Genomic DNA, 18,263 nt, shown 5'->3' with positions numbered 1-18,263 from the left:
TTGAACGTCGCTCGCTACCGAGGTCACTGTGTCCCAAGGCTGCTCCATCACCGCTGGTCAGGCGCTGTAATGCCGCAGACCAATGCATTTCTGGACAAACTGGCCAGCAGTTCGCTGCGTTTGAACAAAAGTCTGCTGCTGCTCGGCGCACTGGTGTTGCTGCTGTTGGGCATCAGCTATGTGGGGGTGCTGCGCATGCTCGAAGAGCAGCGCGACACCTTGCAGTTTCACTTCGCCCGGTTGATGGAAAATATCCATGAGCAGGAAGTGTTCCTGCGCGATATCTCCCAGGCCAGTGCCAAGGGCCAATATTTTCCTTTGGTGGTGTTGCCCACTTATTCGCAAAAACCCCTGCCCGAGGAAGGCCCGAATGTCTATGAGGGCCGTGGCTTGCCGTTCTCACTGCCGTTCAGTGTAAAGATCGACCCGCAGAGAATCGCCGCCGATCAATACCCCAAGGTTTTCGCGCTGGGCAGTTATCTGGCTGCCTACTACAGCGCGTTCTGGGCGGCGTCGCACTATCAGTCGCCGCAAGTGATCCTGCTCAATGGCCCCGACAATTTCGACGTGGCCGTGCCCTCCGCCGGGCGCTTGCGCGGTGCCGGCCCAATGCAGATCGGCGCGTTTGCCCAAGTCATGAGCCAGGTGAACCAGCATGCACGCGAGCAGTCATCAGTCGCTGATCATCAAGTGCACTGGGTGCCCTACCCGCCCACTCAGGACAGCGAGGCAACACCGACGCTGCTGGCCTACGTCAGGATCAATCTGCTCCAGCCTATGCAGGCCATCGAAGGCGCCGATTCCTGGGTGGTGCTCGGCACATTGCTGAAACTGTCCCAGGTCAACAACATCGAGCGCTTGATGGAGTGGTCGATCTACGATGACTTCACCTTGATCACCCCGGCCGGCGTGGTCTTGACCGGCGCACAGAGATCCGACCAGGAACTGGATGAGGGGATAAATTTCGACCGTGACGGCCTGGTGTTCAAACTGAGCAGCCCCGGCGCACAGCACTGGACCGCGATCTACGTCATCAGCCTGCGCAGTTTTCTCAGCTATGCGCTGTGGCCATTGCTGTGCCTCGTGGCGGTGGTGCTGGCGTTGCTTGGTTGCGGTCGGGTCATCAATCGCTGGTACACCGCGCGCGTGATCATCCCCGCGCAAAGTGCGCACGCGAGCATCGCCGAAAGCGAGGCGTTCAGCCGTGCGGTGATCGACACCGCACCGACCGGCCTCTGTGTGATTCGCCGCAGCGATCACCACGTGCTCCTGGAAAACCAGCGCGCCCAGCAATGGCACGACAGCAGCCGTTTGATGAGCCTGCTCAAGTCACACAGCGAGTCCGGCCATGCCGATCTCGAGATCGACGGGCGTCATCTGCATCTGGCTTTCGTTTCGACCCGTTACCAGGGCCAGGACGCCTGGCTGTGTGCGCTGCACGATGTCACCCGGCATATCGAAGACGCCGCCGCCCTGGAGGAAGCCCGTCAGGCCGCCGACTCGGCCAACCAGGCCAAGAGCCGCTTCCTCGCCACCATGAGCCATGAAATTCGCACCCCGCTCTACGGCGTGCTGGGCACCCTCGAATTGCTCGGGCTGACGCCGCTCGCGCCGCGTCAGCAGGATTATCTGGACACCATCCAGCGCTCCTCCGCCAGCCTGTTCAAACTGATCAGCGATGTGCTCGATGTGTCGAAGATCGAGGCCGGGCAAATGACCCTTGAGCTGCAGGACTTCTGCCCGCTGGAGCTGACTGAAGATGTCGTGCGTACTTACAGCGCATTCGCCCGCGCCAAAGGCCTGCAACTGTATGCCTGCATCGATTCGACGTTGCCGGATCGACTGCGCGGTGATCCGCTGCGCATCCGCCAGATCCTCAACAACCTGCTGAGCAACGCGATCAAGTTCACCGACAACGGCCGCGTGGTGTTGCGCGTGCGGGTGGTGCAAAACGCCGCTGGCAACGCCCAAGTGCAATGGCAGGTCAGTGATTCCGGCGTGGGGATTTCCCAGGCGCAACAAGCGCAATTGTTCGACCCTTTCTATCAGGTCAACGATGCCAACAGTCAGGCCGGCGCGGGTCTGGGCCTGGCCATTTGCAAATGGTTGTGCGAGTTGATGCACGGCCAGTTGAGCGTGGTCAGTGAACCCGGACTGGGCAGCAGTTTTACCCTGCAACTGGAGTTGGAGAACGTGTCGGGCGCATTGGCCGACTGCCCCGCGTTCGTGGAAGGCAGCGCCGCCGTTTATGTACGTGCGCCGGTCAGCGAACTGGCACTGCACCTCATTGCCTGGCTCAAACGTTTTGGTCTGGATTGCCGCCTGGTGACGACCGAGATGCCACCCTCCTCGGCGCTGCTGGTGGACCTCACCCCTCTCGACAACGCCCCGCACTGGAGCGGGCCTCGGATCGTAGCCGTAGCGGGCGGCCCCAACCCGGCACAATCAAATGGCTCTGACTGCACGGTCGACGCCGACGATGTGCGCGCGATTGCCTGGGCGATTGATCTGGCACAACACGGCACCAATGCGCAGCGCCCAGCCTCGTTGCAGGCAAAGACCCGCCCACTGAATCTGCAGGTGCTGGTGGCCGAAGACAACGTGATCAACGCTGCGATCATCAAGGAACAACTGGAAGCACTGGGCTGCGCGGTGGTCGTCGTCGCGAACGGCGAACAGGCTCTGGCGCAGTGGGCGCCCGGCCGTTTCGATCTGCTGCTGACCGACGTCAACATGCCGGTCATGAACGGTTACCGACTCGCCGAGGCGGTACGCCAACAGGATGCGATGTTGCCCATTATCGGCGTCACCGCCAACGCCCTGCGCGAAGAAGGCGAACGCTGTGCCGCCGTCGGCATGAACGCGTGGATGGTCAAGCCGCTGAACCTCGCGACGTTGCGCGCGCAACTGGAACAGCATTGCAAAATCGCCCTGGCGAAGGCTATCGACGCCCCGCCGGCGCTTTCAGCGAAAATGCGCGAGTTGTTTGTCACCACCCTGCGCCAGGATATTCAGACCACCCTGGCAGCACTGGATGCGGCCGACGCCAATAGCGTGGCGCAGCAACTGCACAGCATGGCGGGAGCGCTGGGTGCGGTGCAGATCAATGCCTTGGCCAGCGCGTTTGTCGAGCTGGAATACCGCTTGACCGGCATGGCAGTGACGCCCGCTCTGGCCGTGTCGGTGCGACAAAATCTGACGCGGCTGCAAGATCTGCTCGACTCCCTCGAATAACTTCACTCTGGATAAATCACTCATGGAAACCTTCAACGTTGTCATTGCCGATGATCATCCCATCGTGCTGCTGGGGGTACGGGAACTGGTCGAGCGCGACCAACGCTTTCGCGTGGTGGGCGAAGCCGTTGGCTCCGATGAGCTGATCCAGCTGCTGGAGACCAAGCCCGTAGATTTGTTGATCACCGACTTCAACATGCCTGCCGATTCGACCTATGGTGACGGCCTGAAACTGGTGGAATACCTGATAAGGCACTTTCCCAAGGTTCGAGTGCTGGTACTGACCATGATTTCCAATCCATTGATCCTGACGCGCCTGCAGGAACTGGGTGTGCTGGCAGTCATTCAGAAAAACCAGTTGCACGACGAAATCGAGACCGCACTCAAAGCGATTGCCAAGGGCAGCCCGGTGCGCTGGCAGGCCCCCGCGCCGACATCGGTGGTGAACGACGGCGCCGATCTGGATGAACGTTTTTCCCGCCTGTCGCCCAAGGAACATGAAATCCTGCGTTTGTTCGTTCAGGGCCAAGGCGTCAACGACATTGCCCGGCACTTGAACAGAAGTGCTAAAACCATCAGTACGCAAAAAATATCGGCAATGCGCAAACTTGAAGTCGGCAGTGATCAGGAACTATTGACTTATTGCATAGAACGCAACTTGTTCAGCTGATAACACCGGACACTTTTCGGCAACTTCCGCACATCTAGGAATCGTCTGATGTTCCATCGGTAAAACGAGTTTTATTGTGTTGCTTTAACCCCACCAATGGAAAAAGCAACATGAAAAAGTTGTCCCGAACGCTTCTCGCCCTTTCAATCTTCGCTGCGGCCGGCAATGTCCTGGCAGCCGACCCACCGGTTACGCCAACCAAGGCGGGCAGCGGCACCATCAACTTCACCGGCACCATCAACAATGACGCCTGTTCGGTTGAAAGCGCCGGCAAGGACAAGACCATTTCGGTCGCCATGGGTGAAGTGTCGATCAAGGACATGGGCACCGCCACCGCACCTAAAGGCAACGGCACCTTGAGCGTCGAAAACTTCGACATGAAGATCAACTGCAACGCCGGCACCAAGGTTGCGATGCTCTTCGAACCGACCAAAGGCGCCGGTTCGGGCATCGAACCTGGCACTAAAGTGCTGCGACTGATCAGCGGCCTGGGGGCTGCAAAAGGCATCGGTATCGCCTTGCTCGACGCCAATGGCGCCGTGATCGACTTGAGCTCGCCAGCCACCGCGAAGATCGAAAACACCCTGCAGGACAGCAATACCACGCTGAAATTTTCGGCCGCCTACGTCACCACGGTTGACCCGAAACTGGCTGTTGCCGGTCGCGGCGACGCCACTCTGCCGTTCACCCTGCAATACGAATAACCCGCGCGAATACTCGAGCCCAGTGCGGGGCCGCCCGGCCCCGCGCTTTCAATCACTTGCGCGGTAACCATCATGTTTTATCGTCACTCATTGTCCTTTTGCGCAGGCCTGCTGGGCCTGTTCGTGGTCAATCAGGCCACGGCCGGCATTTCCTTGAGCAGCACCCGTCTGGTCTTCGACGGCCAGCACAAGGAAGCCGGCATCACCGTACGTAACAGCGGTGCAGATGTCCTGGTCCAGTCGTGGATCGACACCGACGCCAGCGAATCCGCGTCCGTGCCGTTTGCGGTTACGCCGCCGTTGGTGCGCGTCAGCGGCGACGAACAGCAAATACTGCGGGTCATCTACGAAGGCACCGGCATGCCGACCGACCGCGAATCGGTGGTCTGGCTCAACGTGCAGGAAATCCCCCAGAACGCGAAGACCCAGAACACTTTGCAGCTCGCTGTGCGCCAGCGCATCAAGGTGTTCTTCCGCCCGGCCGGCCTGAAAAACAACGCCTATCTAGCACCGGGCGAATTGACCTGGCGCTTGGCCGAGCGTGCCGGCAAAAGCGTGCTGGTGGTGAACAATCCCGGCCTGTATCACGTGTCGATTGCCGATATCACCTTGCAATCCGGCGCACTCAGCGAGCACCCGTTTGATTCGATGATGATTGCCCCCGGCGAACGCAAAGAGTTCGACCTCAAACAACTTCATTCAACTAATTCGGCAAATTTGTTGTTCAGCAGCATTAACGACTATGGCGCCCAAGATCGTTATACCGCGCAACTTTCCAACAGCGCTGACACCAGCGCCAGTCCAAAGAAAGAAACGCCATAACTCGCGAATCGCTCTGATCGCACACTTTCACTGTATTTCTCTTCGCTCCGTTAGTTCGTATCGGAGGTGATATAGGGTTCCTGCATGTTTTTACTCAAACGCGACGGTTTGACGTCGTTGTTGATCGCCTCGGCTATCAGCTCGGCGTGCCAGGCTGACGGCGAAGAACAGTTCAACACGTCGTTTCTGCAAGGTGCCGCGTCGACTGTCGATGTGCAATCGCTGCTCGCCAGCAACAGCGTGCTGCCCGGCAACTACCGGGTTGACCTCTACAGCAACGACACGCTGGTCGGTCGTCGCGACATCGACTTCCGCCGTCACCCCGGCAACGGCAAGATCCAGGCCTGCCTGACCCTGGAGATGGTCCAGCAATTGGGCGTCGATATCGCCAAACTGCAAGCGAGCGGCAAGCTCGACGCCAACGATCCGAACGCCTGCCTTGACCTGCCGGCATTGATCGAGCATGCCAGCGTGCGTTACGACGTGCCGCGCCTGCGCCTGTTGGTGAGCGTACCGCAAAGCGCCATGGAACGCGGTCGACGGGGTTATGTCGACCCGGCGCTGTGGGACGAAGGCGTGCCTGCGGCGTTTATCAACTATCAGCTGAGCAGCAGCCGTAACAGCACGCAGACCGCCGACACCATTTCCAATAACGTCGGCCTGCGCAACGGCATCAACCTCGGTGGCTGGCGCCTGCGCAACGAGTCCAACTTCAACAGCAGCACCGGCCAGCCGAGCACCTTCAAGAGCAACCGCAGCTATCTGCAACACGACCTGACCGCGTTAAAAGGCCAGTTCAGTGCCGGGGATATTTTCTCCGACGCCGACCTGTTCGACAGCGTGCGTTATCGCGGCCTGAAACTGGCCTCCGATGACGGCATGCGCGCCGACAGCGAGCGCGGCTATGCGCCAGTGATTCGCGGAATTGCTCAGTCCAGCGCGACCGTGGAAATTCGTCAGAACAATTACATGCTCTACAGCACCAACGTGCCGCCGGGCCCTTTCGAGATCAGCGATATCTATCCGAGCGGTTCCAACGGCGATCTGGAAATCACGATTATCGAGGCCGACGGTCAGCGCCGGGTGACAGTGCAGGCGTTTTCCAGCCTGCCGATCATGGTGCGCCAGGGGCAGTTGAAGTACAGCGTCTCGGCCGGCCGCTACAACAGCAACAGCGATGATCAGCAATCGCCGCAGTTCGTCAGCAGCACACTGGCCTATGGCATCAGCAGCAACTTGTCCGGCATCGTCGGCGTGCAAGCGACCGAGAATTTTCAGGCGCTGTCCGTGGGCGCGGGGCGTAATACGCCGATTGGTGCCGTATCGCTCGACGTGACGCATTCCGCCAGCCGCACCTTTGGCCAAATGGTCAAGGGCAACAGTTTGCGCGCGCTGTACGCCAAGACATTTACCGGCACCGACACCAGCTTCACCCTTGCCGCCTATCGCTATTCGACCGAGGGCTATCGCACCCTCACCGACCACGTCGAGGAACTGAGCCACGAGGGCGAAAAACGCACGGGCAACTCGAAAACCCGTACCGACCTGACCGTCAACCAGAGCCTGGGGCGTGATCAGCAATATGGCAGCATCTACCTCAACGCCAGTGACCAGCGCTATTGGGGCCGCGGTGGCTCGCAAAGCCTGTCGGCGGGTTACAGCAACTATTGGGGCGATGTCAGCTACAACCTCGGCGCGACCTACACCAAGGATGTCGGCAACTATGGGCCGGCGAACAACGACACCCTGGTCAACCTGTCGCTGTCATTCCCGCTGGGTTCGAAACCTCGCGCGCCCCGCGCCTTTGTTTCCGCGAGCACACAGAAAGCCACTGACAGCACTCAGGTCGGAATCAACGGCTACCTGACCGAAGACAGCGACACCTATTACTCGGTGCAAGCTGGCAACAGCAGCACCGGAGGCAGCAGCGGTTCGGCCAATATCAGCACGCGAACATCGGTGATGGACATCAGCGCCGGTTACAGCCAGGGGCGCGGCTACAACTCGCAGAACCTCAATCTGGCCGGCTCGATCGTCGGCCACGGCGGCGGGATCAACCTCGGGCAAACCGTCGGCGAGACGTTTGCGCTGGCGCAGGTCGAAGGGGTTTCCGGGGTGAAAATCGGCAGTTTCTCCGGGGCGAAAACCGGTCGAAATGGCTATGCCGTGGTGCCCAATGCGCAACCCTATCGGGTCAACTGGATCAACCTCGACACTCGCGATCTGGGCGGCGATATTGAAATCGATAATGCGACCCGGCAAGTGGTGCCGCGCCGCGGTGCGGTGGTGCTGGCGCGCTATGCGAGCAAGACCGGTCGGCGCGTGCAATTTGCTTTGTTCGATGCGCAGCACCAGCCGATTCCCTTCGGTGCTTCGGTGGAAGATGGCGCGGGTAAGCAACTGGCGATCTCCGACCCGAGCGGCAAGGCACTGGCGTTGGTCGAGGATGACGCCGGCACGCTGACCATCAACTGGCAGGGCCAGCGTTGTGAGGCGTCGTATGCATTGCCCGAGCGGGACAAGGCGCTGAATTACGAGCGCGCATCCTTGGTATGTCGCCCGGATCAAAACTAGCAGCGAGATTGCTCGCGAAGAGCTGTCAGCCGCACCCTCTCTGCTGGCTGGAAAACCGCCTTCGCGAGCAGGCTCGCTCCCACATTTAATCTGTGGCAGGCACACATTCATGTCAGCCGGAGATCCCTGCTCGCGAAGGCCGCGCCTCGGCTCAAATGAACAGGTGCAATCTAGAAATCGCGCTTGTAGAAAATATCCAGCGAACTGGCCACGCCACTCGCCGCTTCGACATAAACCTTCTTGCTCAGCTTATAGCGCAGCGCAATGGTGCTGGCCGGTTCAAACACGCCCACGCCATAACGCAGACTGAGCTTCTCGGTAATATTGCCGCTGGCCACAACACTGGTGGCATCGCCGCTGCCCGCCGTGTCGAGCTGAAAGTCCTGAATGCCCAGATCCTTGGCCAGGCTGCTGGTGACCCCGGAGCTGCCCATCAGGCCCAGACCCAACGCCGCTTGCGCGAGCATGTTGTTGTCTTCGCCGTTGGTGCTCAGCGGGCGACCCAAGACCAGATAGGACAACGCCTGCTCCTGGCTCATCGCCGGCTCGGAGAAGATCTGCGTAGTCGGCTGCTCGGCACTGCCACTGAGGCGAATACCGGCGATCACGTCGTCGGTCTGGCGGATCGCTTCGATGTCCAGATACGGTTGATCGAGGGGGCCGGCGAACAACAGACGCGCACGGCGCACTTGCAGGCGCTGGCCGTAGGCACTGTAGCGACCGTCGTTGAGCCACAGTTCGCCACGGGTGTCCATGTTGTCGCCGATGTGCACATGGCCTTTCACGTTGGCGGTCAGGCCGAAACCGGCGAAAGCCAGTTTGTCTTCGCCGACCACCACGTCGATGTCCATTTTCATCGCCATCGGCGGTTTGCCCTCTTCGGTCTGCGCACCAACGATGATCGTGTCATCGGAGACTTTCACCGTTGATGGCGGCAATTCGCGCACGGTGATTTCGCCTCGCGGAACCTGCACCTTACCGGCAATCGCCAACTCATCGCCGGCCATGGAAATCTTCAGATCCGGGGCCACTTCCAGCTTGGCATACGGCTCGACCGTAACCGGCAATTGCGTGCCTTTGAGCGCCAGATCGACCACCAACGCCTGACCCCAGGCGACGTTACCGTTCAGACTGCCCTGCCCGCTCTTGCCGCTTTTCCAGCCGCCGTCGAGGCGTACCGATTCGCCGGCAATCACAGCGGTGAGTTGCAGATTCTGCAGCTCCATCGGCAACTCGGCGCCGGACACTTCGCCATCGCTGAGTTGAACGGTGCCGTTGACCAGCGGCGCGAGCAATCCGCCGGAAATCGTGCCGCTGCCATTCAGGCGGCCGGTGAGTTTTTCAACCATCGGCACAAACGGCCGCGCCACCGACAGATCCAGCCCGCTGAGGCGGAACGAGCCGCTCAGTGGTTTGTTTTTCGGCAGTGGATTGAGCTGCGCCTGCACCATCAATTCGCCGAGTTTGCCGCCGACGAAATTCAGCTCGGTGTCGACGCGTTTTGGCGTGAGTTTACTGGTGAGTTTCAGGGTCTGGTACGGGAAGTCCAGCCACTGATCCTTTTCCTTCATGCGCAAGGTGCCGCCGCTGGCATCAATGCTGACAACACCGTTCGGGCCGCTGGCTGGCAGATCCAGTTGCAGATCGGCGTTGAGCTTACCCTTCCAGGCGAAATCTTTTGGCAACCATTGCGCGAGGCTTTCGATCGGGAACTGCTTGAGGTGGTAGCGCAGTTTCGGCTCCGGCATCAGCCGTTGATCTTCACCGCACAGGCTGGCGTCGCCGGACATCCAGCAATGCGCGCCAAAGTTGATTTTGCCGTCTGCCAGACGTTCGAGCTTGGCCGGGCTTTGCAGTTTCCAGTCCTGGCCACCGGCCTGAATATCGCCACTGGCCAGACGACCACGCCAGTTGCCCTTGTCCAGATTGCCATCCAGACCGAGGGCTAGTTTCAGCTTCGGCCCGATCAGATCGAGGTCGAGTTTCTGCTTTTTGATGTCGCCTTGAGCGCTGGCGGTCAAAACGCCCAAGTTAGTGTCGCCGGCCTGAATGCCGCTGCCTTTCAGATCGATCTTTGCCCGCTGTGCGCTGTCGAGAGTCGCATCAAGGTTGAGGCTTTGCAGGCGATTGTCCTGGAAGGCCAATTGCGAACCTTGCAGATCGAGTTTGCCCTGCGGTGCTTTCAACGTGCCGGCGACGTTGACCTGCCCGTTGACCTGCCCGCGCAGTTGCGGCCAGAGCTGAGCCAGACGCGACAGCTTGATGTCGATCTGCCCGGTGAGCTTCTGTTGCAGGCTACCCTTGCCGCTGATGCTGTTGTCGCCGAGGCGGATTTGCAGGGCATTGAGGTTCCACTGTTCGCCAGCGCCATCGGCCTTGGCCTGGAGGATCGCCGGTTGCCCGCGCAGTTTGCCTTTCAAGTCGAGGTCGGCGGTCAGGCTCAGGCGTTCATTCTTCATTTCGCCTTGGCTTTTCAGCGGCCCGGCCAAAGTGCCCGGCAACTCGGCGACCCAGTACGCCGGGTTGAGCGCCGACAACTCCAGCGCGGTGTCCCAGGCGATGCCATCGGCGAACTGCACATTAACGTGCCCTTCAGCCTTGCCCTGCCCGGCTTGCATTTTCAATTGCGGCAAAGCGATCTGTTTAAGGCTGCCGCTGAACGGACTGCTCAGGGTAAACGCGCCCGCCGGGCCATCCAGTGCGGCGGCGAAGTTGCCGAGGTACTGACCGTCGGTGTAGGAGACTTCGCCCGTGAAGGTACGCAAAGCGACCTCAGGTTCGTCGATTTCGTTGTAGAGCCGATGCCACGGAAAGTCCTGCCAGTTGATGTTGGCTTGGGCGCTGAGGCCTTTGCTCCAGTCAACACTGCCGGTCAGTTTCAGGCTTTGCTTGTCGTTGGCCGTCAGGTCGAGGCCGGCAATCTGCGCGCCACTGGCATCGACTTTGCCTTGCAGCAACAGCGCGACCGGACCTCTGTCGGCAGGCAGCGTGGCGTTGCCGTTGAGCTGGTAACCGCTTTTCAGGTCACCCTCACCGGTCAGCACCAGTTGGTTGAGTTGCAGGGTGTCCGGCAGGTCGGCGCTCGGTTTGAACGCATCGGCGGTGATGCGCACTTTGGCCGGCAGGTTTTCCGCCAGCGGTTGCAATTCACCACTCAACTGGCCGTCGAGGTAACCCCGGCTGTCGGCGTGCAGGTTGAGGGTTTTCAACAGGTCACCGTCGATCTTCAACGCCAGCGTCCACGGCTCCGTACCCGGCGACGGCAACGTCAGGTCGCCGCTGATGTTCAGCGGCCAGTTGCCGGTCGGCGCGAGTGTGCCGGACAGGTTCAGGCTGAGGTCGTCGCGCTGCAATTTGATGCTTTCAATCTGCATGCCCTGGGCAGTCCAGTGCGCTGCCAGTTGCAAACCCTTGAGCTGTTCGCTGCCGTTGAACAACAGGCTGCCGACCTGCACGTCGCCCAGCTCGATGGCCACCGGCAATTGCAGGTCCGGCAGTTTGATCGGGCCGCTTTCGGTGGTTTCTTCGCTCGGCGGGAATTGCAGAATGACCTGATCAGCCTTGAGCTGTTCGATGCACAGGGTCATGCGCGTCAGGCACAGCGGCGACCAGGCGAAGATTGCCTTGTTCAGCTCGACGCGGCTGCTGTCCTGCTGCCACAGCAGATGATCGGCGCTCCATTGCCCGCCGAGGCGGCCCTGAAAATTTTCCACGCTCAAACCCGGCACGAGGCCCAGCACCCAGCGGCTGCCGGCCGCCGTGCCGAGTACGGCGGTGACACTCAATACAATCAACAACACCAGCGCCAACAACGCCAGCGCCGTAATTTTCAAACCACGCTTCACAGCTCAGGCCCCATGGAAAAGTGCAGCCGGATGCCGCCATCGTCGTCGAGTGCGTGGGCCAGGTCGAGGCGGATCGGCCCCACCGGCGAGACCCAGCGCACACCAATGCCGACCCCGGTCTTGAGGTTCGGCAGTTCGAGTTTGTTGAAGGAGTTGCCCTGGTCGACGAACGTCGCCACGCGCCATTTTTCGGCGATCGAGTATTGATACTCGACGCTGCCAGCGACCATGTAACGGCCGCCGATTCGGTCGCCATCGGAGTTTTCCGGGGACAGGCTCTGATAGTCATAGCCGCGCACACTCTGATCGCCGCCGGCAAAGAAGCGCAGCGACGGCGGCACCGAGTTGTAGCCGTTGGTGGCGCTGCCACCGACCTGCACGCGACCAAGGAAGCGATGTTTGTCGAACACCGTGGTCAGGCCTTTGACCAGCGCGGTGCCATATAAAAGGTTGTTGTCCGAACCGAGGCCTTCCTTCGCCACTTTGCTTTCGAAGCTCAGGCGATAGCCGTTGTGCGGGTCGATGCGGTTGTCGCTTTTCAGATACGAGTAACTGATGCCGGGCATCAGCAAGGTGCTCAGGCCGGAGTCATCGCCGAGTTCATATTCTTCACGCTGCCATTTCAGCGAGATCACCCGCTGCCAGCCGCTCGGCAATTTGCTGTGCCATTCCGGGCCGAAGGTCAGCAGCTTGCTGAGCGTGTCGGAACCGTCGATGTCTTCGAACTGATAACCGCCGGCCCAACGCAGTTTGTCGGTCAGCGGCGGGTCAAGCGGGATGTCGTAGAACAGCCCGACGTTTTGCCGTGGCGCCGACAGCTCGGCTTCCCAGCCATAGCTGTCGCCTTGCGGGTTGACCCAATGGCGCGTCCAGTTGGCTTTGATGCGCGGGCCGACGTCGGTCGAATAACCGAGGCCCAGGCCCATGGTCCGTGGCTTGCGCGTGTCGAGTTTGACGTCAACCGGGATCACGTCGTTCTTCGCGGTGGTCGGTGCGGCATCGACGCGTATGCCTTCGAAATAACCGCTCGATTGCAGGTCGCGATTGAGTTCGGCGATCAGCTCGGAGTCGTACGGCTCGCCCTCCTTGAACGGCACCATGCGTTGCAGCAGGTCTTCGTCGAACGGCGTGTCGCCTTCGAATTTGACCTTGCCCAGCGCAAAACGCGGGCCGCTGTCGTAGATCAGTTCGATGTCAGCCACCCCGGCGCGCGGGTCGACCATGAGTTTTTGACGGGTGAAATGGCCACTGAAGAAACCGAAGCGCGAGGCCTGATTCTGAATAAGTCTTTTGGCGTCTTCGTAACGCCCATGGTTGAGCACCGCACCGGACTTGAGCGCGTCGCTTTTCGGTACACGAAAGGATTTGAGGGAGGCAGCCGGGCCGTCGACACGAATGGTGACGTTGCGCAGGTGAATAGGCTCGCCGGGATCGATGTTCAACACCAGGCGCGGCTTGTCGCCGCCCTTGACGTCACTTTCAATCTGCGGCTGGTAGTAGCCCAACGCCTGAGCCGCTTTGCGCGCCTGCTCTTCGGCACCGCGACTGAAGCGCTGCAGGGCTTCTTCGTCACGGTCGCCGAGGCTGCCGATATAGCCTTCTATATTGGCCTTGAGTTCATCGTTGGACGGTTTGATCCGCACATCCAATTCACTTTGCGCCAGCGCCGTGCAGCTGGTTAACAGCAGGAGCACGCCACTGGTAAATCTTCCTAGAAACTTCATAGGCGCGGATGCTATCACGGGCTTGGGAGCGTGATAGAACAGGAAATTTCCCAAGAAGTTCGATTGTTATGCTGTTGCAGTTTGTAACACCTGCGGATTGGCGTGGAAAAATACGTGTTCGCGCACCGGCCCGACGGCAACCTCGCCGATCTCCTCGTAACCCTGTCTTTTGTAGAATTCCAGATATCGTGGATTGCCAGTGTCGAGCACCACGCCTTGCGAGGTTTCGTCGACGGCGCACCAGTTGTGTACGGCGGTCAGCAATTGTTCACCGAAGTGTTTGCCCTGGAACTGCGGGTGAATGCCCAACAAGGGAAGCATGTGCACGGAATCGCTGGGCACACACGCGGCGACGGCGTCGTGGTACTCCAGATAGCGCCGAGTGCAGCGGAAACCGGTGCTGAGCACCATGCGCAGGCGCCACGCCCAGCTTTCGGTGATGCCCAAACGGCGTTGCGGTGGCGCGATCAGGGCGATGCCGATCAGGCGGTCGTTGACCAGCAGGCCAATGGCCGGCAGATCCTGCAGAAAGTGTTGCTTGACCAGTTCCCGCACCGTCGCCCGCACCCGTTGCTCATAGCCGGGACGCTCGGCTTCGAACAGGTAGCCGAAGGTCGGCTCGTGGCGATAAGCCTGATAGAGCAGCGAGCGGGCTTCGCGGGAATAGCCGCGGTCGAGCATATGAATGTCGGCGATGGCGGTCTGGGTTTCAGGCATGACGGTGAATCTCCCCGGGGCGCGTGCAAATGGCGGCGCTCTTGTTGGTACGAACCTTGTGGTGGTGACACAGTTCCCCACAGGTATAGACCAACTCGGGATCTTCATCGACCGGTGGGGCCTCATCGCTGGCAAGCCAGCTCCCACAGGTTTCTCTGGTGTACATGAATGTTATGAACGACGCGGACATTGTGGGAGCTGGCTTGCCAGCGATGGGGCCCTCCGGGACAACACATGTCCCACAGGCCAAAATGATTTCTCCCACACTGGCCCATCTCCCCCATGTCAGCTAGCATCGCCCTTTTGCCAGGACTGCCGACCATGAAGATCGTTTCCTTCAACATCAACGGACTGCGCGCCCGTCCGCATCAGCTGGCAGCGCTGATCGAAAAACACCAGCCCGACGTGATCGGTCTGCAGGAAACCAAGGTCCACGACGACCAGTTCCCCCTCGAAGAAGTCCGCGCCCTCGGCTACCACGTGTACTTCCACGGCCAGAAAGGCCATTACGGTGTGGCCATGCTCTCGCGCAAGGAGCCGATCGCCATCCACAAAGGTTTCGCCACCGACGAAGAAGACGCTCAGCGTCGCTTTATCTGGGGCACGTTCGCCGACGCCAATGGCGTGCCGGTGACGATCATGAACGGCTACTTCCCTCAGGGTGAAAGCCGCGACCACCCAACCAAGTTCCCCGCCAAGCAGCGTTTCTACAGCGATCTGCAAGCGCTGCTGGAAAGCCAGTTCCACAACGAGCAGCCGCTGGTGGTGATGGGCGATGTGAACATTTCCCCGGAAGACTGCGACATCGGCATCGGCCCGGACAACATGAAGCGCTGGCTGAAAACCGGCAAATGCAGCTTCCTGCCGGAAGAGCGCGAGTGGATGGCGCGCCTGAAAAACTGGGGTTTGACCGACAGCTATCGCCACTTGAACCCGGATGTGACCGACATGTTCAGTTGGTTCGACTACCGCAGCCGGGGCTTTGAAGATGAGCCGAAGCGCGGGCTGCGCATCGATGTGATTCTGGCATCCCATGGTTTGTTGCCGCGGGTGAAGGCCGCCGGTGTCGACTATGAATTGCGCGGGATGGAAAAACCGTCCGATCATGCGCCGATCTGGCTTGAACTCAGCTGATCTGTCATCTTTTGGTCATGCGCCTGACTTAATCTCCCCGGCATTCCCCTTGGCTTGATTCGGTGCCGGCATGACCCTGCGTGTTTTGTGCGTTTTTCTCTTGAGTGCATGGCTGACGGTTTCTGCCGCCGCCCTGCCCCTCCCTGAAAACGGCCCGGCGCTGCGCATTCAAGGTTCCAACACGATCGGCGCCGAACTCGGCCCGGCACTCGTTGAGGGCCTGCTGCAAGAGCAAGGCCTGCTGAAAATCCACCGCGAAACCCCGGACACCGCCAACGAACTGCGCATCGTCGGCCAGACCAGCGAAGGTAAACGCGTGGTCGTTGAAGTCGCCGCCCACGGTTCCAGCACCGGTTTCACCGCGTTGAAAAATGCCAGCGCCGACCTCGCCGCGTCTTCCCGCGAGATCAAGGACAGTGAGTTACAGACCCTGCAATCACTGGGCGACCTGAAAAGCCCCGCCGCCGAGCAAGTCATCGCCATTGATGGCCTGGCGATCATCCTTCATCCCGACAATCCGCTGCAGCAACTGGACACCGAGCAACTGGCGCGGATCTTCGCTGGCGATGTGAAAACCTGGGAAGACCTCGGCGGGCGTGGCGGTGCGATTCATTTATATGCGCGCGATGACCAGTCCGGCACCTACGACACGTTTAAGGAACTCGTCTTGAGCCGGCGTGGGAAAAGTCTGAACAGCGCCGCGAAACGTTTTGAATCCAGCGAGCAATTATCCGACGCCGTGAGCTCGGATCCGCAAGGCATCGGTTTCATCGGTTTGCCCTACGTGCGTCAGGCCAAAGCCGTGGCCATTGCTGATGGCGCATCGCAGTCGATGCTGCCGCTCAACAGCCTGATCGCTACCGAAGACTATCCACTGTCGCGGCGCTTGTTCTTCTATCTGCCACCCGACAGCAACAATCCGTGGGCAAAAGCCTTGGTGACGTTCGCGCAGAGCCGTCAGGGCCAGGCGATTGTCGCGGCAAACGGTTTTATCAGTCAGACCGTGCATGCGATGAGCGTCGCGCCGAATGCACTGATGCCCGAGGGCTATCAATCCCTCAGCCGTCACGCCCAGCGTCTGACGGTGAATTTCCGTTTTGAAGAAGGCAGCGCGACGCTGGATAACAAGGCGCGTCAGGATCTGGCGCGAGTGTTCGACTATATAAAGCGTCATGACAAGACTGAACGCGCGGTGACCTTGGTCGGGTTTGGTGATGCCAAGGACGACCCGGCACGCGCGGATCTGCTGTCAAAGCTGCGGGCGATGGCGGTACGACGGGAGTTGGTGAAAAACGGCGTGGTGTTGCGCGAGGTTCGCGGGTTTGGCGCGTTGATGCCGGTGGCGGCGAACAATGTGGATGAAGGAAGGATCAAGAATCGGCGGGTTGAGGTTTGGGTGTATTAGCCCTACACGATCGTTCCCACGCTCTGCGTGGTAACGCCGCCATGGACGCTCCGCGTCCACTGTGACGCAGAGCGTCACAGGATGCATTCCCACGCAGAGCGTGGGAACGATCAGGTGGATCAGCGCTCGCTACGCAACATTTCCTTCGGCACATATTTGCCGATCTCGAATTTGCCGATCGCCGCGCGGTGCACTTCGTCCGGACCGTCGGCCAGGCGCAGGGTGCGTTGCATGGCGTACATGTAGGCCAGCGGGAAATCGTTCGACACCCCGGCCCCACCATGCATCTGAATCGCTCGGTCGATCACCCGCAGTGCGACGTTCGGCGCAACCACTTTGATCTGCGCGATCTCGCTTTTCGCCACTTTGTTACCGACGGTGTCCATCATGTACGCCGCTTTCAGCGTCAGCAGACGTGCCATGTCGATTTCCATCCGCGAGTCGGCGATCTTGTCGACGTTACCGCCCAGACGCGCCAGCGGTTTACCGAACGCGGTGCGGCTTACCGCACGTTTGCACATCAATTCCAGGGCCCGTTCAGCCATGCCGATCGAGCGCATGCAGTGGTGAATCCGGCCTGGGCCAAGGCGACCTTGAGCGATTTCGAAGCCACGGCCTTCACCGAGCAAAACGTTTTCGTACGGCACACGCACGTTGTCGAACAGCACTTCGGCGTGGCCGTGCGGAGCGTCGTCGTAGCCAAACACCGGTAGCGGACGGACGATTTTCACCCCAGGGGTGTCGACCGGCACGAGGATCATCGAGTGCTGCGCATGGCGCGGCGCATCGGGATTGCTCAGGCCCATGAAGATGAGGATTTTGCAGCGCGGATCGCAGGCGCCGGAGGTCCACCATTTTTTACCGTTGATCACCCACTCGTCACCATCACGCACGGCGCGGGCGGCCATGTTGGTCGCGTCCGAAGAGGCAACGTCCGGTTCGGTCATGGCGAATGCCGAGCGGATTTCACCGCGCAACAGTGGTTCGAGCCAGCGCTGTTTCTGTTCTTCGTTGGCGTAGCGCACCAGCACTTCCATGTTGCCGGTGTCCGGCGCCGAGCAGTTGAACGGCTCCGGGCCGAGCAACGAGCGGCCCATGATTTCCGCCAATGGCGCGTATTCGAGATTGGTCAGGCCGGCACCGAGTTCCGACTCAGGCAGAAACAAATTCCACAGACCCTCGGCCTTGGCCTTGGCTTTGAGCTCTTCCATGATCGCCGTCGGCTGCCAGCGATCGCCTTCGGCAACCTGGCGTTCGAACACCGCCTCGGCCGGGTAAACGTAAGTGTCCATGAACGCGGTCACGCGCTCACGCAGTTCTTGCACCTTGGGCGAATAAGCGAAATCCATGATCAATTACCTTCTTGGGCAGAGGTTGTTTAAGTCATGCAATCGATGCTAGAACAGCGCTGATAATTTACCTAGCCTATTCTCG

General features: G+C 60.2%; 11 protein-coding genes. 7 read left to right on the top strand and 4 right to left on the bottom strand.

Features of this window, described 5'->3' with window-relative positions; translation table 11 throughout:
* The first annotated feature begins 69 nt into the window (after positions 1-69).
* From AC0ZWN_RS14970 to AC0ZWN_RS14950, 5 genes are all read left to right on the top strand, one after another.
* Positions 70-3,234 carry a hybrid sensor histidine kinase/response regulator gene (locus tag AC0ZWN_RS14970; RefSeq protein ID WP_476335573.1) on the top strand — a complete coding sequence of 1,055 codons (3,165 nt, stop codon included), beginning with the start codon at positions 70-72 and terminating at the stop codon, positions 3,232-3,234.
* 22 nt (positions 3,235-3,256) lie between these two features.
* Positions 3,257-3,904: a response regulator gene (locus AC0ZWN_RS14965; protein ID WP_405123308.1), complete on the top strand. Its 648-nt coding sequence runs from the start codon at positions 3,257-3,259 to the stop codon at positions 3,902-3,904.
* Between the two features lie 110 nt (positions 3,905-4,014).
* The gene (locus tag AC0ZWN_RS14960) at positions 4,015-4,608 is read left to right on the top strand and encodes a fimbrial protein (RefSeq protein WP_095189889.1); all 594 of its coding nucleotides are present in this window, start codon (positions 4,015-4,017) and stop codon (positions 4,606-4,608) included.
* Positions 4,609-4,680: 72 nt separating this feature from the next.
* Positions 4,681-5,430 carry a fimbrial biogenesis chaperone gene (locus tag AC0ZWN_RS14955; protein WP_476335571.1) on the top strand — a complete coding sequence of 250 codons (750 nt, stop codon included), beginning with the start codon at positions 4,681-4,683 and terminating at the stop codon, positions 5,428-5,430.
* An 84-nt stretch (positions 5,431-5,514) separates the two neighbouring features.
* Positions 5,515-8,004 carry a fimbria/pilus outer membrane usher protein gene (locus AC0ZWN_RS14950; RefSeq protein WP_476335570.1) on the top strand — a complete coding sequence of 830 codons (2,490 nt, stop codon included), beginning with the start codon at positions 5,515-5,517 and terminating at the stop codon, positions 8,002-8,004.
* Between the two features lie 170 nt (positions 8,005-8,174).
* On the opposite strand, the gene AC0ZWN_RS14945 is transcribed toward AC0ZWN_RS14950, so the two are convergent.
* The 3 genes from AC0ZWN_RS14945 to AC0ZWN_RS14935 all read right to left on the bottom strand — a co-directional run bounded on the left by AC0ZWN_RS14945 (position 8,175) and on the right by AC0ZWN_RS14935 (position 14,290).
* Positions 8,175-11,849: a translocation/assembly module TamB domain-containing protein gene (locus AC0ZWN_RS14945; RefSeq protein ID WP_476335568.1), complete on the bottom strand. Its 3,675-nt coding sequence runs from the start codon at positions 11,847-11,849 to the stop codon at positions 8,175-8,177.
* Positions 11,846-13,573, bottom strand: coding sequence for an autotransporter assembly complex protein TamA (locus tag AC0ZWN_RS14940; RefSeq protein ID WP_476335567.1), 1,728 nt, complete (start codon positions 13,571-13,573; stop codon positions 11,846-11,848). The genes AC0ZWN_RS14945 and AC0ZWN_RS14940 overlap by 4 nt, the downstream gene beginning before the upstream one ends.
* Positions 13,574-13,639: 66 nt before the next feature.
* Complete coding sequence (locus AC0ZWN_RS14935) at positions 13,640-14,290, bottom strand: GNAT family N-acetyltransferase (protein ID WP_007912451.1); 651 nt, start codon at positions 14,288-14,290, stop codon at positions 13,640-13,642.
* Positions 14,291-14,611: 321 nt separating this feature from the next.
* On the opposite strand from AC0ZWN_RS14935, the gene xthA reads away from it, so the two are divergent.
* Entirely contained in the window at positions 14,612-15,424 is an 813-nt protein-coding gene (xthA, locus tag AC0ZWN_RS14930) for an exodeoxyribonuclease III (protein ID WP_064389273.1), read from the top strand.
* A gap of 70 nt (positions 15,425-15,494) precedes the next feature.
* Positions 15,495-16,829: a substrate-binding domain-containing protein gene (locus AC0ZWN_RS14925; protein ID WP_476335565.1), complete on the top strand. Its 1,335-nt coding sequence runs from the start codon at positions 15,495-15,497 to the stop codon at positions 16,827-16,829.
* Between the two features lie 119 nt (positions 16,830-16,948).
* On the opposite strand, the gene AC0ZWN_RS14920 is transcribed toward AC0ZWN_RS14925, so the two are convergent.
* A complete protein-coding gene (locus AC0ZWN_RS14920) occupies positions 16,949-18,178 on the bottom strand; it encodes an acyl-CoA dehydrogenase (protein WP_134178261.1) in 1,230 nt (409 codons plus the stop codon).
* Positions 18,179-18,263 lie beyond the last annotated feature (85 nt).

The organism is Pseudomonas sp. 3B-A001-10F, assembly GCF_056313565.1.
The sequence above is the reverse complement of the archived record's forward strand: the minus strand, read 5'-3'. Positions and strand labels throughout refer to the sequence as shown.